General features: G+C 39.1%; 20 protein-coding genes. 18 read left to right on the top strand and 2 right to left on the bottom strand.

Annotated features, from left to right (window positions below; translation table 11 throughout):
• Positions 1-25 precede the first annotated feature (25 nt).
• A complete protein-coding gene (locus KFZ56_RS15630) occupies positions 26-718 on the bottom strand; it encodes a FadR/GntR family transcriptional regulator (protein WP_222642920.1) in 693 nt (230 codons plus the stop codon).
• A 531-nt stretch (positions 719-1,249) separates the two neighbouring features.
• On the opposite strand from KFZ56_RS15630, the gene KFZ56_RS15625 reads away from it, so the two are divergent.
• The 14 genes from KFZ56_RS15625 (at position 1,250) to KFZ56_RS15560 (ending at position 17,536) form a co-directional block, all read left to right on the top strand.
• On the top strand, positions 1,250-1,555 hold the full coding sequence (locus tag KFZ56_RS15625) for a YhdT family protein (RefSeq protein WP_222642919.1): 306 nt from the start codon (positions 1,250-1,252) through the stop codon (positions 1,553-1,555).
• A complete protein-coding gene (panF, locus tag KFZ56_RS15620; RefSeq protein ID WP_222642918.1) occupies positions 1,552-3,021 on the top strand; it encodes a sodium/pantothenate symporter in 1,470 nt (489 codons plus the stop codon). The genes KFZ56_RS15625 and panF overlap by 4 nt, the downstream gene beginning before the upstream one ends.
• A gap of 147 nt (positions 3,022-3,168) precedes the next feature.
• Entirely contained in the window at positions 3,169-4,644 is a 1,476-nt protein-coding gene (locus tag KFZ56_RS15615; RefSeq protein ID WP_222642917.1) for an amidase, read from the top strand.
• Between the two features lie 115 nt (positions 4,645-4,759).
• Complete coding sequence (locus KFZ56_RS15610; protein WP_222642915.1) at positions 4,760-5,836, top strand: tartrate dehydrogenase; 1,077 nt, start codon at positions 4,760-4,762, stop codon at positions 5,834-5,836.
• A complete protein-coding gene (locus KFZ56_RS15605) occupies positions 5,833-6,129 on the top strand; it encodes an SDR family oxidoreductase (RefSeq protein ID WP_222642914.1) in 297 nt (98 codons plus the stop codon). Before KFZ56_RS15610 ends, KFZ56_RS15605 begins: the two co-directional genes overlap by 4 nt.
• Positions 6,101-7,687 carry a sodium/proline symporter gene (locus KFZ56_RS15600; RefSeq protein ID WP_309228312.1) on the top strand — a complete coding sequence of 529 codons (1,587 nt, stop codon included), beginning with the start codon at positions 6,101-6,103 and terminating at the stop codon, positions 7,685-7,687. Before KFZ56_RS15605 ends, KFZ56_RS15600 begins: the two co-directional genes overlap by 29 nt.
• A gap of 3 nt (positions 7,688-7,690) precedes the next feature.
• Positions 7,691-8,182, top strand: coding sequence for a hypothetical protein (locus KFZ56_RS15595; protein ID WP_222642913.1), 492 nt, complete (start codon positions 7,691-7,693; stop codon positions 8,180-8,182).
• Positions 8,183-8,504: 322 nt separating this feature from the next.
• On the top strand, positions 8,505-9,755 hold the full coding sequence (locus KFZ56_RS15590) for a Zn-dependent hydrolase (RefSeq protein WP_222642912.1): 1,251 nt from the start codon (positions 8,505-8,507) through the stop codon (positions 9,753-9,755).
• A 43-nt stretch (positions 9,756-9,798) separates the two neighbouring features.
• Positions 9,799-11,220 (top strand): dihydropyrimidinase, encoded by a 1,422-nt coding sequence (gene hydA, locus KFZ56_RS15585; RefSeq protein WP_222642911.1) that lies wholly within the window; start codon positions 9,799-9,801, stop codon positions 11,218-11,220.
• 524 nt (positions 11,221-11,744) lie between these two features.
• Complete coding sequence (locus KFZ56_RS15580; protein ID WP_255585177.1) at positions 11,745-13,118, top strand: NAD(P)-dependent oxidoreductase; 1,374 nt, start codon at positions 11,745-11,747, stop codon at positions 13,116-13,118.
• Between the two features lie 20 nt (positions 13,119-13,138).
• On the top strand, positions 13,139-14,410 hold the full coding sequence (preA, locus tag KFZ56_RS15575) for an NAD-dependent dihydropyrimidine dehydrogenase subunit PreA (RefSeq protein WP_222642910.1): 1,272 nt from the start codon (positions 13,139-13,141) through the stop codon (positions 14,408-14,410).
• Positions 14,411-14,552: 142 nt separating this feature from the next.
• Positions 14,553-16,022, top strand: a complete 1,470-nt coding sequence (locus tag KFZ56_RS15570; RefSeq protein WP_222642908.1) for an NCS1 family transporter — start codon at positions 14,553-14,555, stop codon at positions 16,020-16,022.
• Between the two features lie 21 nt (positions 16,023-16,043).
• Positions 16,044-16,265, top strand: coding sequence for a hypothetical protein (locus KFZ56_RS15565; protein WP_222642907.1), 222 nt, complete (start codon positions 16,044-16,046; stop codon positions 16,263-16,265).
• Between the two features lie 29 nt (positions 16,266-16,294).
• On the top strand, positions 16,295-17,536 hold the full coding sequence (locus tag KFZ56_RS15560) for a Zn-dependent hydrolase (RefSeq protein ID WP_222642906.1): 1,242 nt from the start codon (positions 16,295-16,297) through the stop codon (positions 17,534-17,536).
• A 50-nt stretch (positions 17,537-17,586) separates the two neighbouring features.
• Here the strand turns inward: KFZ56_RS15560 and KFZ56_RS15555 are convergent, their stop codons facing one another.
• Positions 17,587-19,212, bottom strand: coding sequence for a PucR family transcriptional regulator (locus tag KFZ56_RS15555; protein ID WP_255585176.1), 1,626 nt, complete (start codon positions 19,210-19,212; stop codon positions 17,587-17,589).
• Between the two features lie 370 nt (positions 19,213-19,582).
• Between KFZ56_RS15555 and KFZ56_RS15550 the strand changes: the two genes are divergently transcribed.
• The 4 genes from KFZ56_RS15550 (at position 19,583) to KFZ56_RS15535 (ending at position 25,346) form a co-directional block, all read left to right on the top strand.
• The gene (locus KFZ56_RS15550; protein ID WP_222642905.1) at positions 19,583-20,944 is read left to right on the top strand and encodes an aspartate aminotransferase family protein; all 1,362 of its coding nucleotides are present in this window, start codon (positions 19,583-19,585) and stop codon (positions 20,942-20,944) included.
• 44 nt (positions 20,945-20,988) lie between these two features.
• Complete coding sequence (gene ald, locus KFZ56_RS15545) at positions 20,989-22,128, top strand: alanine dehydrogenase (RefSeq protein ID WP_222642904.1); 1,140 nt, start codon at positions 20,989-20,991, stop codon at positions 22,126-22,128.
• 19 nt (positions 22,129-22,147) lie between these two features.
• A complete protein-coding gene (locus KFZ56_RS15540; protein ID WP_222642903.1) occupies positions 22,148-23,614 on the top strand; it encodes a CoA-acylating methylmalonate-semialdehyde dehydrogenase in 1,467 nt (488 codons plus the stop codon).
• A gap of 334 nt (positions 23,615-23,948) precedes the next feature.
• Positions 23,949-25,346, top strand: a complete 1,398-nt coding sequence (locus KFZ56_RS15535) for a YfcC family protein (protein ID WP_222642902.1) — start codon at positions 23,949-23,951, stop codon at positions 25,344-25,346.
• Positions 25,347-25,550 lie beyond the last annotated feature (204 nt).

The following is a 25,550-nucleotide window of genomic DNA, read 5'->3' as shown; positions in this document are numbered from 1 at the left end:
CACTATCAACATGATATTGACCATTCTATTCGATCATTTCCTCATTGTTTTGGATCATCTGTTGAACTAGTAGGGTGGAGTTAAAATCAATGTTGCCGCGTAGTAATTCTAAATAATGCTGATGGGTTTTTAATGTTCGCTCAATATTACGTGAATGTTTAAAATGAACCATGTTTGGCTTGATAATTTCATAAATGGTTTTTCCGATTTCGATGACAAACGGATTTTTCGTTGCTTCTAGAACGGCATAATGGAATTCCAAATCAATAGTAGCGAGTTCCTCCGGACTTAAGTTTGCACTCATTCTCTCTACTTGAGAGTGATAAACCTCTTCAATGTTTTTGATGTTATTTTCTTCTGCGATGATCATGTTCATTAGTAGCACTTCAAAGTGCTGGCGAAACGCTATAAGTTTTTCTATATTGTTGCTGTGCATAATTAAACTGAATATTAATGGATTTAATGTAAACTGAGAGAGATTATTGGTTATAAACATGCCTTCACCACGTTTGATTTGTATGACACCTATTGCTTCTAGAATCTTTATGGACTCTCTGACGGGGGTTCTGCTGACTCCTAATTGTTCCATTAATTCTTTCTCGGTGGGTAATTTGTCACCTGGCTTTAATGAGCCATTAAGCAGATTATCTTTTATAATTAATACAATTTCTGAAGATATGGTACGATTTAGATTGATTTTTCCAAAGGATAATGTCATTTTCTTTCATCTCCTATAAGTGGCTCATCTACAATGAGCATGGTTATAATATTACATTTAAAATTTTTGGTAAATGCAACTTTTCTGTTATTTTCTATTTACAATTATCTATTATTTTGCTAGTCTATGTACAACATACTACATCATACGTACTATGTAAATGGGTTGCATATAAAAAGAACGGAGTATAAATTCCCCTAAATGAAAACGCTGTCAACAAGTTGGCTTTCTAAAGGGATTGTGTTTATAAAGAAATGGATTTACAAGTTCGTTGATATTCGAAAAAGAAAAGTGCAGAGGATATTTTTCTTATTACATATTTAATAACATGTTAAACACAGATAATATGGAAAAGGGACTACTGGAATAGGGGGCTGATAAGTCTGTATCAATCTAGTGATTGGATTTTAAGTGAGTATAATGTTTAAATATCGTATTTTGATTCAAGATTTGGAAACATAAAACGATAAGCTGGACGTTTATATATAAAATCAAGTTTTGATCATCTGTGTTTGCGAAAGGAGTATGAATATGAAAAATAAAAGGAAGCAGGAATGGCGTTTTGTCATAGCTAACCGAGAAGCTCGGATCGGATGTGTGTTAGCTATCATTAATTTTATATGGTGGTATGGATTTGCATATGGATTAGGCTCGAAACCTCCTGAAGAATATACCTATATATTGGGATTCCCGGCATGGATTTTTTTTAGTTTGATTCTGGGAACGGTTTTTATGTTTGCATTAGTATTTTTTGTTGTGAAATTTATGCTGACTGAAATACCGTTGGAGGATGAAGAGGAGAGTGAAGAAGGGGAAGACGAGGTGAATAATAGATGAATTGGAGTGTGGTGATACCATTATTACTGTTTTTACTGATCATTTTTATGGTTGGCATGTGGTCCAATCGGAAATTAAACAAAGCAGATGGCTTTCTCAGTGATTACTTTCTTGGGAGCAGGGAATTTGGAGGATTGGTTCTGGCCATGACCATGGTTGCGACTTATGGAAGTGCGTCCAGTTTTTTGGGCGGGCCCGGAGCAGCATACTCCATTGGATTTGGCTGGGTACTGCTTGCCATGTCCCAGGTAGCGACAGGATACTTCGTATTACTCGTGCTGGGGAAGAAGTTTGCTATCGTATCAAGAAGATATAATGCAGTTACGTTTATCGACTTTTTGAAGGAAAGGTATAAAAGTAAAACGGTTGTATTGCTGTCGGCGTTTAGTATTATCATATTTATGTTTTCTGCCATGGCAGCGCAATGGGTAGGAGGAGCTTACCTTATCCAATCCTTAACAGGTATTAGTTATATAGGTGCTTTGTTTATTTTTACATTATCTGTTTTGATATATGTCATTATCGGTGGATTTCGTGCGGTCGTAATTACAGATACGATTCAAGGAATTGTTATGTTTTTTGGTACATTGGTATTACTTATTGCTGTCGTTGTTGCAGGAGGAGGACTATCCAGTGTATTTTCCGATTTGGTATCCATTAATCCAAATTTGATTACGCCTTTTGGAAATGATGGTTCATTAACCGCTGCTTATGTATCCTCTTACTGGATTCTCGTAGGTGTGGGGGGTGTTGCTCTGCCCCAAATTGCCGTAAGAGCGATGTCCTACAAAGATTCTAAATCCATGCACAGAGCAATTATGATTGGGACGGTAGTAGTAGGAACGATTATACTTGGCATGCATTTGATTGGGGTATTTGCTAGACCAATATTGCCAGGGATTGAAGTGGCGGATCAGGTTATTCCGCTTGTTGCCCTAGAGGTTTTGCCGCCATGGGTTGCCGGCATTATAATTGCTGCACCGCTAGCAGCAATTATGTCCACGGTTGATTCGCTGTTGTTGCTCGTTAGTTCGTCGGTGGTTAAGGACGTTTACATAAATTATGTCAAACCGAAAGCAAACGGAAAGCAAGTAAAAAATGTCAGTATGGGTGTAACTGCAGTTATCGGGATTGTTGCTTTCCTTCTAGCTATTAGTCCACCGGATTTATTGATATTTTTAAACTTATTTGCGTTTGGGGGTCTACAAGCAGCGTTTATGTGGCCATTTATCATGGGCTTATACTGGAAGCATGCCAATAAAACCGGCGCGATCGCATCCATGATTACAGGCATTGGTTCTTATATTGCGATTCACTTATATAATGAAGCTTATGGAGATTTATTCGGTGTACATGCCGTTACGGTTCCTGTATTCCTTTCCTTCCTTGTATTTGTCGTATTTAGTTTGCTATTTAAGCGCGAAGCATATGAATTTCCAACTCGAAACATAAAGAAAGAGGCATAGGACAAATTCAGCATAGTGTTTCGTCATACATTCCATAGAATTGTAGAAACAAAGAAATAAGAACGATAAATGATACTGCAAGAGAAACAGAGAATGATAAGGTCTAATAAATATAACATCGCATCAACGATGAAGGAGTGACGCTTTGTGGACTTAGCCATGAACTGGAATGAATGGTCTAAACTTGATGCTATAGGACTTGGTGAATTAGTACGAAAAGGGGAAATTACTCCTCAAGAATTGGCAAACCAGGTTGCCAAAGGGGTGAAGGAATTAAATCCTCAAATTAGCGCTGTTATTGAGATTTTCGATGATGTAATCGATGCCCCCGTGAGTGATGGAATGAACCCTGACGGCGTTTTTGCGGGAGTACCTTTTTTTATGAAGGATTTGGGACCTACGCTTAAAGGAAGATTACAGGAGAGGGGGTCGCTATTCATGGAAGGGAATCGCTCTAAGGCTGATAGCTTTCTGACAAAACAAATCCGACGCGCCGGTCTCAACATTATGGGACGGACGACAACACCGGAGTTTGGGCTCTGTAGTTCAGCAGAGAACCCGGACATCTATATTACGCGGAATCCCTGGGATCTGGATTATACCACCTGTGGTTCCTCAGCCGGGACGGCAGCTTCAGTTGCAGCAGGGATCATACCAATTGCTCATGCCACAGACGGGGGAGGCTCGATTCGAATTCCTGCAGGCGTCAATGGCAATATAGGTTTAAAGCCGTCGCGAGGTGTTTTTTCAGGGGCGCCTAATAGTTCAGACCTGATGAATGTTGTTTCTGCGCAAGGGTGCCATACCCGTACGATACGTGACACTGCTGTCTTTGTTGATCATTGCAGGGGAGGAGCACCAGGTGAGTTTATGCCTTATTGGAATCAACAGGAGTCATATTCCGAGTTAATAAAGCGGGATCCGAAAAAGCTTCGTATTGCCGTTTCTCATGAGTGGGGACATTATAAGGCGACATCGCATATTGTGTCAGAGTTGAAGAAGACGGCTAATTACCTTGAGGGTCTTGGCCATCACGTTGAATGGATAGTTCCGGATCTTGATCTTCATGCTACTTATGAGGCACAGACTGCAGCTTATATTATGAAATTTGCACAAACCATTTCAGATATTCTTGAACAATCGAACTTGGAACATCCGCCAGCAGGTCTCATTGAACCCATGTGTATCAGGGTATGGGAAGAAGGTCGTTTTGCCTCTTATGCGGATCGTGTCAAAATGGAAACAATGTTTAACGACATTTCCCGGAAGATGGCGGCATTCTTTGAGGATTGGGATGTAATCCTTACGCCAACCATGGCCAAACCCACACCATTGATTGGAACGAAGGAGTATCTGACTATTAGTGATAATCCTTCTGTTTATGATTGGTTTGAAAATCTGTGGCGTATTTTTTCTTATACGCCGATTGCCAATATTTGCGGATTGCCTGGGATTTCATTACCGATGGCTGAATTAGAGAACGGTTTACCATTAGGAATGCACATGCTTGCCCCACAGGGAGAAGATGGTTTGTTGCTGCAGTTGGGGGCTCAGATCGAGCGTGAATTAAATGGAAACTGGAATCACGGACGGAAACCAGCAAATCATGTATCTACGATTTAATCGTGCTGAGATCTGCTTCTGTGTAAGGAAAAAGAGATATAGACAAAAATATATTTATCACAGCATCACAAAGGTGTTGCATCAAATGTCAGTAAGAAAAAGGATGATTTTTAAAATGAACGTATATAAGATTGCAGTATTACCGGGGGATGGGATTGGACCTGAAGTGATGAAGGAAGCATTAAAAGTATTGAAAGCGTTATCCAATATAGATTCTACATTTGCTTATGAAATAACAGCATTTCATTGGAATACGGATCATTATGTGAAACACGGGCTAATGATGCCTGAAAATGGTCTAAAGCAACTAGAACCATTTGACAGTATTCTATTCGGGGCTGTTGGTGATTCAAGGGTATCGGAGCATATCCCGATATGGGAGCTGATCATGCCTATCCGTAAAAAATTTCAACAGTATATCAATTTCAGGCCGATAAAATTGCTGAGGGGATTAGAAACCCCATTGAAACAGGAAAAAGATATCGATTTTGTGATCATTCGGGAAAATGCCGAAGGAGAATATTCTACTGCTGGTGGAAAGATGTACCAGGGGGAATCACGGGAGCTTGCTGTACAGAATACGATCATGACCAGGGAAGGTATTTCCAGGGTTGCAACCTATGCATTTCAATATGCAAGGGAATATCAGCTGCACAAAGTAACGAACGCTACGAAATCAAATGCCATCATACATACGATGTCATTATGGGATGAGGTGGTAGAGGAGATAGCAAATGATTTTGATGAAATTTCCTATGAAAAATACTATGTAGATGCGATTGCTGCCTTGTTTGTGGAACGTCCTGAAGATTTACAACTGGTCCTTGCTTCTAATCTGTTTGGAGATATATTGTCCGATTTGGGCTCAGCCATTGCTGGAGGCTTAGGTGTTGCCCCATCTGCAAATATCAATCCTAACGGGGATTTTCCTTCCATGTTTGAGCCGGTACATGGATCTGCTCCTGATATAGCAGGACAAGGTGTTGCCAACCCAATAGCACAAATTTGGTCTTTAGCTTTAATGCTACAGCATTTTGGCCGCTCTGATCTGCACGATCACGTTCTTTCTTCCATTGAAGATGTATTAGTAGAAAAGAAACTATTGACGCCAGATATTGGAGGAAGTGCAACGACAGAACAAGTTGGGGATACGATTGTAAACAAACTTCAAAAAAGGATGGGCTTGGCATGACATTTGAAAACAAAACCTTCATTGTTACCGGTGCAGGTGGAGGTATGGGGGAGGAAACAGTTAAGCTTTTGCTGGATAACGGAGCAAATGTAGTTGGTTGTGATCTTCATACAGATAACCTTTCGAAATATGAAGATACGGATAAATTTTTAGCATTCAAAGGGGATCTATTGGATGAAAATGTTGTAAAGGATATTTTTAACGTAACAGCCAATCAATTTGGAAGCATTGACGGATTGGTTAATATCGCGGGGATTGCACAAAGTGCCACACCTATTGATGAAGTTAGCTAGAAGGGCGTCAACATCTGCAGATCATTATTTACTTGGAAACCGAAAAATTGGAGCTCCGATTACTGCAATAAGTATGCAGAGCACATCCATGAGTGGGTTTATGTTTATGGGAGGACCAGCTCAAGCATTCCAGGAAGGCTGGACTGCATTATGGTATGCCATTGGTGATGCCGGTGGATCGATTGTGAATTTGTCTGTCTTAGGAAAAAGAATGAGAAAAATGTCACAGCTCTTAGCTGCTCTCTCACCAATAGAGTACTTAGAAAAGAGATTCGAAGGTGTTGGTATTCGTATATATGGAGCAGCTATTGGAGTCATATTTCTATTTGCCTATGCTTTCGCGCAGTTTATTGCTGCAGGTAAAGCGTTAGAGTCTATGTCAAGCTTTTCTTATGAGTGGGCCCTTATTATTGGGGTTGGAGTAATTGTTCTTTATACAGTGGCTGGAGGATATCTTGCTGTTGCGGTTAGTGGATTCATCCAAGGGATTATTATGTTAATCGGTGTCAGTGTTATCGCTATTATGGTTCTTCCACAAGTAGGAGGTTTATCAGGATTAAATGAGCAGCTTGCAGCAATAGATCCTACGTATCTTAGTATTTGGGGTAAGGATTTAATTTATTATGGACAGTGGGGAGTTATCTTAGGTGCTGTACTCATTTACGCTATTGGTTATATGGGATTACCCCATGTTACTGTTAGACATATGTCTATGGAAGATGCGAACACAACAAAAAATGCGGTTCTCTGGTCAGCGGGGTTCAACCAGTTATTTACATTTACGCCTTATCTATTAGGTTTATCAGCGATTGTTATCATGCCTTACATATCAGATCCTGAAATGGTTATCCCGGAAATGATTTATTATGTGTTTCCAGGTATAATAGCTGCTATCTTATTATCAGCTATTATGGCTGCCATTATGTCCACATGCGATTCGCTGCTCATGCAAGCAGGGACAACACTTTCACGTGATATTTATAGCCGGTTTATTAATAAGAAAGCTAGTCATAAAAAGCAATTATTAGTCTCCCGATTATGTATTTTAATTGGAGGCATCATTGGTATTATTGTTGCTGTGTATGAGCCTCCAACGGTATTTGCACTTGTTGTTTTTGCCTTCGGTGTATTAGGAAATACATTTCTTGTTCCGTTTATTGCTTCTGTATACTCTAGAAAAGCGAACAAAATCGGCGTTTTATGTGCGATGATTGCCGGTTCCATTACGAATATTATCTGGGAAGCATTTGCTTTGCAAGCTGTAACCGGGTTACATCCCTTCTTAGCCGGTTTGATTTTATCTATTATTGCCATACTAATCGGCAATCCGTTTGGAGCTCCTCCTTCATCTAAAGTTTTGGAAGCTTTTGATCTAGCTAAATCCAATAAAAGGGTTCCAAAAAATTTGGAGAAAGGCATATATGAAGATCTTGCAGTAGAGGCGAGAAATATTTCTGCATTTATGGAATCAAAAGAAACCCAAAACAAAACATTGCCGAAAGAAGAGACGAAGGTGAGTCAACTTCAACCAAGACCAGATTTAAACTTTGAGGGATAATCAATGAAGGAAAAAGTATTAACCCAAGCTATTAATTATGAAAAGGAAAAGATCGAATCAAGTTTCAAGAAATTGTATTCTGGTTCCACATTTTTTGCTGATCGTATTATTTATTATCCTTATTACTATTTTATCTATAGTGTAAATGCGAAACGAATTTTCATGCCAATGGAAGAAAAAATGGGATGTGTGGTAGATGCTATTAGCTGTAAGGGTTCATTAATAGATTCGAATCCAAAATTAGAAGTGATCGATATACCCAGCGGGCAAATTTTGGAAAAGTCTCAGTCACTTGATAACTGTTTATCAACATCAGAGGCTTTTATCCACCGATCTTTATCGTTAAAAATGAGGATGATTTCCTTTTCCAATATTACGTTAGAAAAACAAGCGCTTTTTTATAGACCGTATTGGATTGTTTTCCATAACAATGAAAAACAAAATGAGCATAATTTTATTGTTGATGGGGTTACAGGTCAATATCATCCATTGTAGGACATAAACTTTTTAAAAGGAAAAGCGATTCTACAAAATTTAATTGAATCAAACGCTAGAAATTAAATTATCTAGCGTTTGATTACTATTAGTATTTAGAAATTAGTTAATTAGCTCATTACACAACTGTTATCTAATGAGTTAAAAAACGTCTGAAATTTTATGGGATATAAAAATATACAATATGTCAAAAAATAAATTTTATTTTTTGACAAAATGGTAAGTGAGATCGATTTTAACTTTTATTATAGTTAGATTATTATCAAAATATAGTATAAACACACTTAAATGAAAACGTTTTCAAAAGGGAGGGGGGGACAAAATGGAAATCAACTTACAACGAATGCTCAACGACTTAACAACAATTGTGCGTTATACTAGAACACCCCATAATGGTTGTACACGGTTTTCCTATAGTGTTGAAGATAGGCAAGCAAGAGATTATCTGTTAAGACAAATGAAGAAACTCGGTCTTTCCATAAAAGTAGATGGTATAGGAAATATAAGGGCAAAATGTGGCAAGGAAATTGATCAACCATCCATCATGATTGGTTCCCACATCGATACCGTGGAAAATGGTGGGAAATATGACGGGTTGATTGGTGTTTTAACTGCTTTAGAGATTATTCGAGTATTAAAAGAGAAAAAGATAACACTGCGCCGTCCGATCGAACTGATTATTTTTGCCGAGGAGGAAGGATCCAATTTCGGTGTTACGATGCTTGGGAGCAAAGTACTGACTGGAAAGTATAACGGAGAGGATCTAAAATCCATCAAAAACGGTTCCGGAAATTCCGTTTATGATGTTGCAAAAGATTTTGGTTTGACAGTAGATCTTATTGAACAGGACATCATCAGGGAAGATGAAGTAGATGCGATGATTGAGCTGCATATTGAACAAGGTGCAGTGCTTGAGAATCAAAATAAGTCAATTGGCATCGTTCAAGCAATCGCAGGTATGAAAACATTTAAAATCACCTTGGAGGGTGATTCGAATCATGCGGGAACGACGCCAATGGATTTAAGACAGGATCCACTGGCGGCTGCTGCAACCATCATCGCACATATTAAACAGGTAGCGAAAACCACTGCACTACCAACAACAGTCGCTACCGTTGGAAAGATTTCCTGCCAGCCAAATATGTCGAATGTCATCCCGCAAAAGGTTGAATTCTTTGTAGATGTCAGAGATGTTGAGTCAAAAGGTGTTGATCTTATTACCAAGGAGCTAATGGAAAAAGTGAACGCTGTTGCTACAGAAGATAAACTTCAAAGTGAGGTTGAATTGATCGGTGCGTCTGACCCTATCAAACTATCGTCAAGCATTGTTCATAAGATTGAAGAAACAGCAAGCACGCAAGGCTATAACTATATAAAAATGAATAGTGGCGCCGTTCACGATGCGGCAATGATGACGAGTGTTGCTGATGTGGGAATGATTTTTATTCCGAGTATGGGAGGAAAAAGCCACTCCCCTGACGAATATACGAAAGAGGAAGATATTAAATGGGGAGGTGATTTATTACTTCATGTAGTAAACAATTTAGCTGCCAAAACCCAGGAAGCATATTAACCATTATTGTAATCGCTTACAAATTTTGAAGAGGAGGATATGCATGCGCACATTAATTAAAAATGGAACGATTATAACTGCTATTGATGAATTTGTTGGGGATGTATTAATTGAAGGAGAAAAAATAGTTGCTGTAGGCATACAATTAGAGGCGACCGCTGATGAGATCGTTGACGCTAAGGGGAAATACGTCCTCCCAGGCGGTGTTGATCAACATGTTCATTATTCCTTTGAATTTAAAGGAGAACGGGTAAGGGGGGTTGAAACCTCGAATGCTGCCGTTGCAGGCGGAACCACTACGGTTGTTGAATTTGTCAATCAAGAGCAGGGTAAGGGAATGGCTGATACGATTTTTGATATGGATAAAAAAGAAGTATCTAACCAGGCTATGGCAGATTATTCTTATCATGCTGTCGTATGTGATCCGGTAGATGCAACGTTTGAGGAAATTAACGATTTACCTAGTAGGGGTATTTCCACGGTTAAATTGTTTATGGCTTATAAAGGGATGCCGTTTCATAGTGATGATGAAGCCCTTTACAAAGCGCTAAAAGCAGCAAAGGAAGCTGGCGTGACAGTTATGGTTCATTGTGAAAATGCTGACGTTATCGACCTTCTTCAAAAGAAAATGATCTCGGAAGGAAAGACGGATCCATATTACCATGCAGTATCAAGGCCTGAACGAGTAGAATTAGAAGCTACGCAGCGCGTGATTAATCTGGCAGCTATGGTAGGAGCACCTGTCTATATTGTTCATGTTACAGCTGAAAGTGTTATGGAATCCATCCGATCTGCAAAAAATGAAGGACTGCCGGTTTATGCAGAAACGTGTGTTCAATATCTTATGCTTGATGAAGGTGATTTAGCCAAACCAAATTTCGAAGGAGCTAAATATGTGATGTCACCAGCATTACGTACGAAATCCGACCAGGAAGCCTTGTGGCAAGCGGTTGATAATGGTTGGCTGAATGCGATAAGCACAGATCATTGCGGATTTGACTGGGAATCACAAAAACATATGGGAGTCGATGACTTTACGAATATCCCGAATGGTGCACCAGGTGTCGAAAATCGCTTGGGTATCCTTTGGACATATGGTGTGAACACTGGAAAAATTTCCAAACAGCGGTTTGTTGACTTATTTGCAACTACACCGGCTAAGAACATGGGATTAGATCATTGCAAAGGACATATTGGTGTTGGTATGGATGCAGATATTGTTTTATATGACCCTAATGATTCTTCTATTATTTCAAATGAAAATAGTTTACATGGCGTTGACTATAGTACGTTTGAAGGGTACAAACAAGACGGAAAAGTGGCTAAAGTATTCCTCAGAGGTAAACTCGTTGTTGACGATGGAGCGTTTATTGGCGAGAAAGGCGATGGAAAGTTTATTCCTGGCAAACCATTTGCGCTTTGCTTTGATGATAGAAAAGAAAAGAAAGAGCTAAAACGTGTATAAATGATTTATTTTAATAAGCCCTCTAGTTTGTAGAAAAAATGAAAATGTCGGTTCATTCTGTATGATTTCGAATTATCCGGCGTTCCTCAACAGGAAACGTGAGTTATCACACAATCACGCCATCAAAACTAGATATAAGTGAAACTAAAATAGAATGTCGTCTATCTCTTTCCCAAAATATTTGCTATTCATATTAAACTAACTAAACAAATACTACACAACTATACTTGATTGTGGAAGAACAGTTTTTCTAATTTATTTTTACTTGAAGTGGAACTGTCCATGTACCTGCTTTATTACAAAGCGACTATTAGTCGCTTTGTAATTGTTACACATTGTAAAATATATTATAGAATTAAACTAATATAATACTAGATATATTTGTAACCGCTTACTTTAAAGGGGTGATACTTTCATTTCGTAATTGGTATACAAGGGGGATTTTGGATTATAAGTATGTGTGCTGTGAATGAAGAAGTGCTGCCAAAGTTATAGTAAGGTAACCCCAAAAAGGAGGTTTTTCATTGGAACATTTATTGCAACATTTACTGTCAACGAAAGACTTAGCAAATAATTTTAATGAGTCTAAGCCCAGTTATAATGCACAGGAGGCATTAGATGAGGCGAATCGTTGTCTATATTGTTACGATGCACCTTGCATTACAGCTTGTCCAACTGATATTAATATTCCAGGTTTTATTAAAAAGATTGCATCCGGGAATATAAAAGGTTCAGCAAAAACAATTATGGAAGCAAATCCTATTGGAGCAAGTTGTGCGCGTGTTTGTCCAACGGAGGAATTGTGTGAAGGGGCTTGTGTACTTAATCATTCTACAAAACCAATTATGATTGGTGACCTGCAGCGTTATGCAACAGACTGGGCAATTAAAAATGAACAAGTATTATTTAAATCCGGAGAGAAAAATGGAAAGCATATCGCTATTGTTGGCAGTGGTCCGGCTGGTTTATCGGCAGCTCGAGAACTGGGAAGATTAGGTTATACGGTAACTATTTTTGAAGCTAAACATGAAGCTGGTGGTTTAGATACGCATGGTATTGTTCCATTTCGACTTCCAAAGGATATTGCTTTATGGGAAGTAGAACAGGTTGAACGTTTGGGTGTAGAAATTCGAACAAACACTGTTGTTGGTAAAGATATTGAGGCTGCGGAACTTGTGGATGATTATGATGCGGTTATTGTTGCGACAGGGATGGCGAAGGTTCCAAAACTTGGAATTGAGGGAGAGGATTTAGCTGGTATTTATGATGCCATTGACTTGGTTGAAGAAACAAAGAATGGAAATTATTCAACTGAATTCGCTGGGAGGCGCGTTGCAGTGATTGGGGCTGGAAATACGGCGATTGATGGTGCAACCACGTCGGTAAGACTGGGAGCGGATAATGTTAAAATCCTTTATCGACGGACGGAGGCGGAAATGTCTGCCTATGAATTTGAATATGACTTTGCAAAACAGGATGGAGTCGAGTTTAGATGGTTAACTGCTCCAAAACGCCTAATCGGAGATGATAATGGGCATGTTAAGCAGATGGAATGTGTTCGTATGGAATTAAAAGAAGCAGAATCGGATGGACGTAAACGGCCAGTAGAAATCGAGGGATCTGAATTTCTAATAGATGTTGATGGCGTTATCAAGGCGATTGGCCAAGAAAGACATCTTCCATTAATTGAAGCATTTGACTTGGAACATCAGGATGGTGTTGTCAGCGTAAATCCTGAAACGTTTAAAACTTCTCAACCAAACGTTTATGCAGCAGGTGATGTCGTTTTTGCGAAGGGTGTTGGTGAGGCGATGGCTGTATCTGCATCACAACAGGGAAAAGAAACAGCATATGCAGTGCATCAGCAATTAAAAGGGATAAAAGAAGGTTTAACGTAAAAAATGATGGGAGGATGAATATGGCTGATATCAGTATCAACTTTGCAGGAATTAAATCGCCTAATCCATACTGGCTTGCATCTGCACCGCCAACGAATACAGGGTATCAGGTGCAGCGTGCATTCGAAGCAGGATGGGGAGGGGCCGTATGGAAGACACTTTGCGAACCGGTATTGAATGTGACCTCTCGTTTTGGGGCGCATCACTTTAATGGTCAACGAGTAGTAGGTTTTAATAATATTGAATTAGTTTCCGACAGACCTATTGAGGAAAATTTAAAAGAAATCTATGAAACAAAGAAACTTTTCCCGGATCGCGTTATTATTGCATCGTTAATGGTGGAACCTGAGCGGGATAAATGGCATGAAATTGTAAAGCGGGTTCAGGATGTAGGTGTAGATGGATTTGAATTAAATCTTGGTTGTCCACATGGGATGTCTGAACGGGGGATGGGAGCAGCAGTAGGTCAACATCCGGATTTAGTAGAAAAATCAACGCTATATGCCAAGGAAGTTGCAGAAGTACCGGTTATTACGAAATTAACGCCGAATATTACGGACATAACTGCGACAGCAAGAGCTGCACAACGTGGCGGAGCTGATGCTGTTAGTATGATCAATACGATCAACAGTTTAATAGGCGTAGACCTGGATACCTGGAATCCAACTCCAAATGTAAATGGAAAAGCTGCTCATGGCGGATACTGTGGGCCTGCCGTGAAACCGATTGCGCTGAATATGATTGGGGAATGCGCACGGCAATCCGATTTCAATATTCCAATTTCAGGGATTGGTGGTATCTCGACATGGCAAGATACGGTAGAGTTTATGCTAATGGGCTCCGGTGGGGTACAGGTATGTACAGCGGCCATGCATCATGGATTCAGTATTATTGATGATTTAACGGAAGGATTAAGTAATTATTTGGATGATAAAGGGATTGCTTCCGTCAGTGAACTTATTGGCAAATCAGTCGAAAAATATACAGACTGGAGCGATCTGGATCTAAATCATCGGATGGTTGCCCGTATTAATAATGATGTTTGTATTAATTGTAATAAATGTCATATTGCTTGCGAAGACACTTCTCATCAGTGTATCGATATGCTGGTAGACGAACATGGCAATGAATATTTAAAGGTGAGAGAGGACGATTGCGTAGGTTGCAACCTTTGTTCCATCGTTTGCCCGGTTGAAGGGGCGATTGACATGATAGATCTTGAGCCAACCGAACCGCCAATGTCATGGAACGATCGAGAGGCAGCCTTGCAAGTAATGAATAGTAACAGCTAACTTTTAGCTTTATCATGTGAAACGGCTACTTACAAAATAATCGAGTAAAAAGGTGGAGGGTTAGGGAATGTAAATGAGTAATCAAGGAGTAGGCTGCTAATAAGTTAAGCAGTCTACTCAATAAATAAAAAGGGGACAAATGATGGGAAAGAACAATGGAAACAACTCGTACCTAAAGTCACCGGATTTACTTCCAATTAATCATCGCGAACGGAAAATTGGAGTTATGGGATTTTTTGCAATGTGGGTTGGGATGGCCATACTTTTAGCCACCTTTGATATAGGAGCTTCCGGAGTTCAAAGTATTTCCTTGCCCTGGGTAGTACTTGCAACGTTGATCGGTTGTATTGCAGTTGGTATTTTTATTTCAATTGTTGGAGACATCGGGGTTGAACATGGCTTGTCTTTTCCAGTTTATATGCGGGCTCCTTTTGGTATTTTGGGTACCCATATTCCATCGTTAGCCCGAGCAGTTACAGCATCATTTTGGTTTGGGCTAAATACGTATTTTGGATCAACTGCTATAAATTCCATTATCCATACGATCAATTCGGGGTTTGATAACTGGTTGTTATGTTATATCCTATTTGCACTTGTACAACTGATTAATACTGCTTCCGGTATTAAATGGGTGGAACGCTTTGCTGATTTTGCTGCTCCAATTATTATTATTCTTTCTTTAGTTATTTACCACACGCTGACATCAGATATAGCAGCAAGTGGAGGTGACGTCTGGGCTTGGGCAGAAAGTCCGGTCACGGGAGGGGCGGCAATTACAGCATTTATGGTCGTCATTTTTGCAAATATGGGTTTTTGGGCAACGTTAGGGTGTGACATCCCAACGATATCCCGTTTTTTTAAAGCTCCAAAATATGAAAGAAATTGGTTTAAACGAAACAAAACGAATTTGATAGGTAGTTTGATTGCCATGCCGCTTACAGAAACGTTTATGATTATGATTGGAGCGGCAGCATTTATGGTTGCAGGTAGCTCTAATCCAGTTATTGCCCTGCAAGAGACCGCATCTGGTTGGATGTTGGCCATACTACTTCTCATGATTGTACTGACACAATGGTCGACGAATACGGCTGCAAACATTGTCCCCGCTGCTGCTATTTTTTCAAATGTACTTGGGCCTAAGGTAACCAATGCAATAGCGGTATTTGTTGTTGGAATTGTAGGAACGATTATTCAACCATGGAGTGTCTATGAAATATTGACACAAGCATTGCTGTTTTTCGGGGCTGTTTTATCAGCGATCAGCGGGATCCTTGTTGTCGATTATTATTTGCTGCGTAAACGAAGGGTAAATGTACAAGAACTTTACCAGCATGTAGGGCAGTTTACGTATCACGGCGGTGTAAACATTGTGGGATTCATTGCTTGGGTGCTTGGTGGTTTCGCAGCTATTCTTCTTATGGATTATTCGTTTATTGTAGGGTTTGTTGTAGCGGGAGCGATTTACTATGTGTTGGCTAAGTATTGGTACTTCAAAAAATTTCCACAGGATGAGATAGAAAATCCGAATGACGAAAAGTATTTAGGGATTACGGTAGGGCGAGATTGGGTAATTGATGAAGATAAGGGGGATCGGCAGACAGAAATAAGTTAGGGGTAAAGGAGGGATGTAGCATTGATTAGCTATGATGCTTATCAATCGGAAAAACGTCAAGTGGATAATCTGGTAAAGGAAGGATATATCATAACTGGTTCAAAAGGAACACTCGATGGAGATGTGGTAGATTTTGAACATAAAAAGACATCCGATAAAAAATCAATACGTTTAACAAGCCCAGATAGTCGAAAGTATTTTGCAACAATGTACATCAAACAGCAACAACGATCGACGACGTAGAAGGTAGATAGAATAGGAGGTAATGAATGATGGAGAAACAAAAAATGTTAATCAATGGAGAAAGGCTTAAGAAAACGATCGAGGCGTTTGCCGATTTCGGTAGGACTGAAAACAATGGAGTTACCCGTTTAGCATTATCAGATACAGACATTAAAGTAAGAAGACATTTTCAATCTGAATGTGAAAAGCTCGGAATGACGGTCGTCTCTGATGATATGGGAAATATGTATGCAACATTACCTGGAGTCGATAATAATCAGCTACCAGTGGTTGTCGGGTCTCATTTGGACTCCGTGAAAAAAGGGGGGAGGTTTGACGGTGTGCTGGGTGTACTTACTGGACTGGAAATAGTTCGGACCATCGTTCATAGCGACATTAAACCTCAGGTACCTATTGTTGTTGCCAATATTACCAATGAAGAAGGGGCAAGATTTGAGCCCGCGATGATGAGTTCCGGTGTGATCTCAGGAAAATTTGATAAAACAACCATGTTACAGAAAACGGATGCAGAAGGAATTACGTTTATAGAAGCACTAAAAAATAGTGGTTTTGAAGGAGAAGCAGAAAATCGGTTGAAAGATGCAGCGGCCTTTTTAGAGTTACACATTGAACAAGGACCAGTTTTAGAAAGTGAATCCTTGCAGATTGGTGTCGTAGAAGGCGTGGTGGGTATGGTCAATTATGAAATCGAAGTTACTGGAGACTCCAATCATGCCGGTACAACACCAATGTCAATGCGAAAAGATGCGTTGTTTGCTACAAATAATTTAATTGCAGAAATACGGGAGAAAATGAACAAACTGGATGATGAATTAGTCTATACGATTGGTAGAATAAATGCCAGTCCAAACATTCATACGGTCATTCCAAATAAGGTTGTGTTCACTCTTGAGGCTAGACACCAGGATTCTACAACCATTAGACAAGTGGAGGAAATTATTCAGGGAATTCCGGATTCCCATGGTAAAGAAAAATGCGAAGTGAAAATAACCAAACAATGGGACCGGAATACCGTATGGTTTAATGAAGAACTGGTTAAGAGAGTGGAACAATCCACGAAAAATATCGGTTATTCTTATAAGCGCATGGTAAGTGGCGCTGGGCATGACGCACAGTTTATTGCTACTTATATTCCTACAGCTATGATTTTTGTACCAAGTGTAAATGGAAAAAGTCATTCGGAAGATGAACTGACAGCTTGGGAGGATTGTGAAAATGGGGTTAATGTCATGTTACAAACCGTTTTGGATCTAGTAACAAATGAAGCTTAACTAGGCTTAGGTAGCGAATGGTTGAAAGAAATCCAAAAGATTGTTTTCTTTCAACCATTGCTATTCGCATGTGAAATATAATATGCTTTGATAGCAAGCTCTAAAGCTAAGCGGTTGCTTGGCTCCATGAAGTCATTTCCAAGTAATTCCTCTATTTTTCTAAGACGATGATACAATGTCTGTCGAACAATAAATAATTGTTCTGCAGCTTCTTTTTTGGACCCGCGGCAATTTAAATATACTTCCAAGGTTCGAAAAAGTTCACTGTTGGTGTTCTGATCATATTTGATTATTGGTTCCAAACAATCGTAAATATATGATTTTAAATGTTCATTCCGCTGATCCAGCAACATTCTATATACGCCAATGTTTTCATAAAAGACGGCTGATGAAATGTTCGTTCGCTGTAAAAAAAGCATTTTTTTGGCCTCTTGATAACTAGTGGCTAAAGCGGATATATCTTTATTGATCTTACTAATTCCAAAAATACATTTACTGCTATCAAAAATATTTTTGGCATATGTATCCTTCATCATATGCAAGATCGGAGAAAATCTGTCTACATCTTGATCCGCATCATCTTTCATTTTAAAAGATGCAACGATAGCAATATCATTTTTTCCAACAGATACAGCAGGGTAGAAACCATGTTGTTTAAATAAGGAGCGGAACATTGCGGAACGTTGCAGTTTTATTTCGTTCCAATCTTCCTCTTCATTGTTCGCTTGTTCAATTTGAATTAGAACCAGTCTGTACCGAAAATTTGATGCGGAGAAAGGTAAAAACGTTTGTAGTTCATCAGAATCATAATCCTTTCCGTGTAATAAATTTCGAACAATATTACTTTCGATATTCTGTTTTCTTTCCTCTATGGTTCTATTTCGTAACATGATTTGAGCAATCGCCAGCGCTGCACGATCCATCACAGAGAAAAGAAAATGATCCAAACGATTATCTTGTATCTTCAAGCATAGATATCCCCAAATTTGTCCTAAGCCCTTTACAGGCACGAAAGCAAAATTTCCTTCATCCACTGAAATTAATCGTTGCTTTTTATTATCATCGTCTAAATTAGAAAAATGTGGGCGAATTTTCTTTTCGATGTATTTTGTCTCTGGCGGATAATAATACGATCGTGCTTCATCGGTAATATAAAGAGCATCTTTTTTTAAATAGGTATACATTTCTTGTAGTATTTTCAAAATTCCATTTGGTAATAATGAAAGTTCATTAAATTTGGTTGACAATTCGTTTAACTGATAAAGCATTTGATGGTGCTTGTTAATAATTAGGGTATGAAGGTCTTGAGTAATATCAACAAACTTAACAAATTGATCAAATATAATAATCGGAAATTGATGCGCGTTGGCCAACTGGATGACTTCATTAGAAATATGATTGACGTGTGTGCCTATTTCTACGCAGATACCTGCTACATTTCTATTGATTAAATTCATCATAGGAGTTAATTCGGTAGAAGAATCAAGTTTAAGCCCTGCACCGGTTGTTAAGATCAGCTCATCCCCGTTGATTAAAGCATCAAATTTGTTTGTTTCCAATATATGTGTCCATTTAACATGCTTATGTAATCCTTGTTTTCCAGCAATCACTCTGGCTTTTTTAAAAATATCTCTTTGCAGAATGTCGTTAATGGTTAATTCGAATTTAGCGATCAAGAGCCATACCTCCACAATGTTAAAGAAAACGGTGCATTATGTATATCGCGTGAAGCAACAATAGTGATAATCAATTTGTAAGGTGTTTAGAATACTAACAGTAAAGATTTTAATAATATCGTTGTAGATGCTTTATTCTAACTTGTAAAAAAAGAAACTGTACGGCTTAACACATTGTAAAATGAAAATAATTATAATAATTCATATAATACAGTATGATGGATGTTGTAACCGTTGTCAATGTGAATTAACTGCAAAGGAGTGGGTTAATTTTGAATGTATATAAAATCAATGATTAGACGTTCAGTTAAATTTAAGTCGTGATACGATTATGTACCTATTTCATTTTTTTGTAGAGAGGGGAAGGTAAATGAAAAGCGTAAAAGAAGAAACGCAATCGTTACTTGCGAAGGATCAAGCAAATATATGGCATCATATCTCCAAGTATGATGAAAATACGCATCCCATGATTGCTAAAGAAGCAAAAGGCTCATGGATTACGGACCATAATGGAAACCAATATCTCGATGGCATGTCTGGCCTATGGTGTGTAAATGTTGGTTACGGACGTGAAGAACTGGCTCAAGCGGCATATGATCAATTGAAGGAAATGTCATATACATCCATGACACAAAGCCACTTACCAGGAATAAAACTTGCTGAAAAACTAAATGACATGCTCGATGAAGACTATATGATTTTCTACTCTAATAGTGGTTCGGATGCCAACGAGGTTTCCTTTAAAATAGCCCGCCAATACCATCAGCAAAATGGGGATGCGTCACGATATAAATTTATATCGCGTTATCGAGCTTATCATGGCGGGTCTTTAGGTGCACTGGCTGCAACAGGTCAATCGCTTCGTAAATATAAATATGAACCACTTACTTCTGGCTTTTTACATGTTGCGCCTCCTGATAATTATCGAAGACCTCAAGGACAATCTGTGGAGGCGTATAATTTACAAAAAGCCGAAGAGATTGAGGAGAAAATTATATGGGAGCAGAAAGAAACCATCGCTGCTGTTATTATGGAACCACTGATTACTGGCGGAGGGGTATTAATACCGGATCCGGTATATGTGGAAAAGGTACAGGAAATCTGCAATCGATATGGTGTTTTGTTGATTATTGATGAAGTGATTTGTGGATTTGGAAGGACAGGAAGAACGTTTGGACATATGCACTATGATATAAAACCGGATATCGTTACGATGGCAAAAGGATTAACAAGCGCTTATTTGCCTTTATCCGTTACAGCTGTTCGCAAAGATATCTATGAAACATTTAATACAGATGATGAAAATAGTCATTTCCGCCATGTGAATACATTTGGGGGAAATCCAGCAGCCTGTGCTTTAGCATTAAAAAATATTGAAATAATGGAACGGGAAAATTTAACAAATAGAGCAGCTGTTTTAGGTGATCGATTGGGAAATGAACTGAAGGAGCTGGAATCGCATCCCTACGTCGGGGATATTCGACATCAGGGATTTGTAATGGGTATAGAAATGGTAGAAGATAAGAAGACAAAAGAGCCAGCACATGATGGGCGGGTCAAGAAAATAATAAGCGATTGTAAGGCGAATGGGTTGATTATTGGAAGAAACGGGGATACCGTTGCCGGATATAATAATATACTTGCACTATGTCCGCCGTTGTCTAGTACAGATGAAGATTTAGACTTCATCTTGTCCGTAATAAAAAAAGTGTTCAAGGAGAATGAATCATAAATTTAAGTTTGGTTGTAGTATTACTGAATAATGGAGGCTGAGTTATGAAAATTGGCGTACCAAGGGAAATAAAAAATAATGAAAACAGGGTAGCCGTTTCTCCTGCAGGTGTATATGCGCTTATCAAGGCAGGGCATCTTGTGTTTATTGAAAGTCAGGCTGGAATTGGTTCAGGTTTTTCTGATGAAGAATATAAGGAAGCTGGAGCAACACTAGTTCAAACGCCGAAAGAAGCCTGGTCTCAGGAAATGGTCATCAAGGTTAAAGAGCCGCTTCCAGAGGAATATGCTTATTTCTATGAAGGTCTTATTTTATTTGCATATTTGCACTTAGCTGCAGAGCCTGCATTAACAAAAGCCTTAAAAGATTCCAAAGTTGTCAGTATTGCTTATGAAACAATTCAGGAGAAAGATGGCTCTTTACCATTGCTGGCACCGATGAGTGAGGTTGCAGGGCGAATCGCATCCCAAATTGGAGCCCAGCTCTTAGAAAAGACACAAGGTGGAAAAGGTATTCTGTTAAGCGGCATTCCAGGTGTAAAACATGGCAAGGTAACGATTATTGGCGGTGGTGTTGTTGGAGAAAATGCTGCGAGGATCGCCATTGGTTTAGGGGCTGATGTGACGATCATTGATCTCAGCGCCAAACGGCTAAGAGAACTGGATAATCTTTTTGGAGATCAAATAAATACGGTTATGTCCAACCCACTTAACATTGCAGAATCTGTAAAAGAGGCTGACCTTGTTGTGGGAGCAGTACTAATTCCCGGGACCAAGGCACCAAAACTGGTGTCGGAAGACATGATTAAAGAAATGACGGATCGGTCTGTTATTATTGATGTTGCCATTGATCAGGGAGGGATTTTCGAAACTGGTGGTAGGGTAACGACGCATGATAATTCCACTTATATCAAACATGGGGTGGTCCATTATGCAGTAGCCAATATACCAGGTGCAGTACCAAGAACATCATCATTAGGATTAACAAACGCTACATTGCCATATGTTCTTCGTATCGCAAATAAAGGGTATGTTGAATCAAGTTTAGAAGATGAATCTATTTCAAAAGGTATTCATACAATGAATGGCTTTATAACGTATAAGGCAGTGGCAGAAGAGCATGAGATGCCATATAAAGGAGCAAGTGAATTATTAAACGATATGAAAATACCAACGTATTCATAAAATTTAGGGAGGGCTCATTGTGACACAACCACAAACAGAACTAAAAACGCTAAAAAATTTCGTCGGAGGCCAATGGATTGAAGCCAAAAGTGAGAAGATAGAATCCGTTTATAACCCGGCTACAGGCGAGGTTATCGCAGATGTTCCGATTTCATCCAGTGAGGATGTCGATCATGCAGTACAAGTGGCACATGGGGCATTTCAAGAATGGAAGGAATTAGCAGTTCCAAAACGTGCGCGTATATTATTTAAATACCAACAATTACTGGTTGAACACTGGGATGAGCTGGCTGAACTCATTACCATTGAAAACGGAAAGAACTTGCAGGAAGCCAAAGGGGAAGTACAGCGAGGGATTGAAAATGTAGAATTTGCCGCAAGTGCACCTAATTTAATGATGGGAGATCAGCTTCCCTCTATTGCATCAGGGTTGGAGTCAGGTGTGTATCGTTACCCGATTGGGGTAGTTGGTGGTATTACACCATTTAACTTTCCGATGATGGTTCCTTGTTGGATGTTTCCAATGGCCATTGCGACTGGAAATACGTTTGTATTGAAACCATCTGAACGCACGCCCCTTTTGGCTAATCGACTTGCCGAATTATTGACAGATGCAGGGTTGCCTGAAGGTGTATTTAATATTGTCCACGGAGCCCATGAAGTGGTAAATAGCCTACTCGATCACAAACAGGTTTCGGCGATTTCCTTTGTTGGTTCTCAGCCAGTTGCCGAACATGTATATAAACGCGGCACAGATAATCTGAAACGTGTGCAAGCATTAGCCGGTGCCAAGAACCATTCGATTGTACTGAATGATGCGAATATAGATAATGCATCAACGCAAATTCTGAATGCGGCGTTCGGCTCTGCTGGAGAACGCTGTATGGCAGCATCTGTAGTAGCTGTAGAAGAGTCTGTAGCGGATGAATTTATCGACCAACTCGTTCAAAAGGCAAATGAGGTCAAGATCGGTAACGGGCTTGATGAAGGTGTCTTCCTAGGTCCTGTTATCCGTGAACAGCATAAAGACCGAACACTTCATTACATCGAAACAGGTGAAAAAGAAGGGGCCACGTTAGTACGTGATGGACGTGAGGATGGTAATGCACAGGAGAAAGGATATTTCGTCGGGCCAACCATTTTTGATCGTGTTACAACAGATATGAAGATATGGAAGGATGAAATTTTTGCTCCTGTGTTATCCATTATTCGGGTAAAAAATCTGGATGAAGCAATAGATGTAACGAATAAGTCCCCTTTTGCGAACGGTTCATGCCTTTTTACAAGGGATGGGGGCAGTGTGCGTCAATTTCGCGAAACGATTGATGCAGGTATGCTGGGCGTTAATATTGGAGTTCCGGCACCGATGGCATTCTTCCCATTTTCCGGTTGGAAAGATTCCTTCTATGGTGACTTACATGCTAATGGAAAAGATGGAGTTGAATTTTATACGCGTAAAAAAGTGATCACGACACGTTGGGTTTAAGCCTGTAATATATTTTGCTTCGTATCTTTAATCAAGTTTCACCTTTAAAAATCTGCCATTGATAGGTTATATCAGGCAGATTTTTGTTTTTCTTATTGTTTGAATTCATGTGACTAAAACGAATACATTAGAGTACCCGCTTTTTTGTGTATTCTACTAAGGTAAATGATCTACGAATAATATAACGTAATTAATATATTTAGTTGACAAAATTCTACAATGAGGTTATGTTATAAAAATAATTTTAAGATTGATAGGAATCAAATTAACGTTTGATTGAACTGGAGGATCGAAGAGTGAAATGGTAAGAGAAAATTCATTAGAAAGAAACAAAATGAAGAAATTCAAGACAAAGCTATTCAAAGTTCCTCATGTGTTTGTGCTATTGTTTATTATTGTGTTAATGGCAGCCGCGTTAACCTATATAATCCCGGCAGGTGAATTTGATCGGGTGGAAGATCCGAATACCGGGAATACAATAGTAGAGGAAGGTACATATCAAAATGTTGAACAACAGCCCATTCATATCGTAGAAATCCCTCGTTTGTTTATAACAGGATTAAATGAAGCAAGTGATATTATATTGTTTATATTTGTCGTTGGTGGAGCCTTCCAAATTATAACAGCTACGAAAGTGTTTGATTCTGTTGTTAGGAAAGTAACAAAAATGCTGGGAAACAAGGAAATACTTATTATACCTTTACTTTTAGTTCTTTTCTCGATCGGTGGTTTCACCATTGGAATGACGGTAGAAGGGATGGCTTTGGTTCCCCTTGCAATTGCTTTATCAAGGTCACTTGGATATGATGCTATAACAGGATTATCCATGGTTCTTATCGGTGTATACTCCGGTTTTATTTCGGGAATGATGAATCCGTTCAATGTCGGGGTCGCACAAGAAATTGCTGAAATCCCTATCTATTCTGGTATGTGGTTAAGAGCTATTGTTTGGGTTGTACTTTTAATTGTATCGAGTCTATATATTATTCGATATGCAAGTAAGGTAAAGAAAGATCCGTCGAAAAGTATTGTGTTTGAAATGGAACAAAGTGAGAAAATAAGTGATGACCAATTACTGGAAACATCTCATTTTCAAGTGAGACATTATTTCGTTCTTATGACTATAATAGTAGGACTAGGAGTGCTTGTGTGGGGAGTAGGAAACAAAGGTTGGTATATTAATGACATTGCTGCGCTTTTTCTTGCTATAGGTGTGATCGCAGGAATCTGTGCAGGCCTAAATCCCAGCCGTATTGCAGAAGAGTTCATACGCGGGGCCAAGGCATTTACCTTGGGCGCATTAATCGTTGGTGTAGCTCGGGCTATTCCTGTAGCACTAGAAGAAGGACTTATTATTGATTCTGTTATTAATGGTTTAGCAAATTTAGTGATCCTTCTTCCGGATTCGATTCAAGTTTTAGGTCTATTCTTTACACAGACCATTATTAACTTTTTTATTAATTCAGGTTCTGGACAGGCAGCTGCAACCATGCCAATTATTGCACCATTGGGTGATTTGATTGGTATTACAAGACAAACTGGAGTATTAACATTTCAACTGGGAGATGGATTTACCAATTTGATTTATCCTACAGGAAGTACGTTGATGGCTTACCTTGCTGCTTCCGGTGTTCCTTATGAAAAATGGGTGAAATTTATATGGCCTTTAATTCTTATTTTTATCGCAATCGGTGGAATTTTCGTGGTTGTAGCTAATGTTATTCAGTATTGATAAGGGACATATGGAGATAGTGAAGTCACTAAAACCATAGGATTTAATGAAGAAGGCGATGTTACGCATCGTGATTAGTTGTCCCCCTACGTATACGAATTTCTTACATTTCTATTATGTTATGTTTCCTAGATTTATCGAGTCGCTGGTTTTTCAATAAAACTAGCGACTTTTTTTACAATGAATAATGGCCAGAATCATCAA

The organism is Virgibacillus sp. NKC19-3 (assembly GCF_019837165.1).
In the GTDB taxonomy this organism is placed as follows: domain Bacteria; phylum Bacillota; class Bacilli; order Bacillales; family Amphibacillaceae; genus Virgibacillus_L; species Virgibacillus_L saliphilus.
This window is presented reverse-complemented; position numbering and strand designations above follow the sequence as displayed.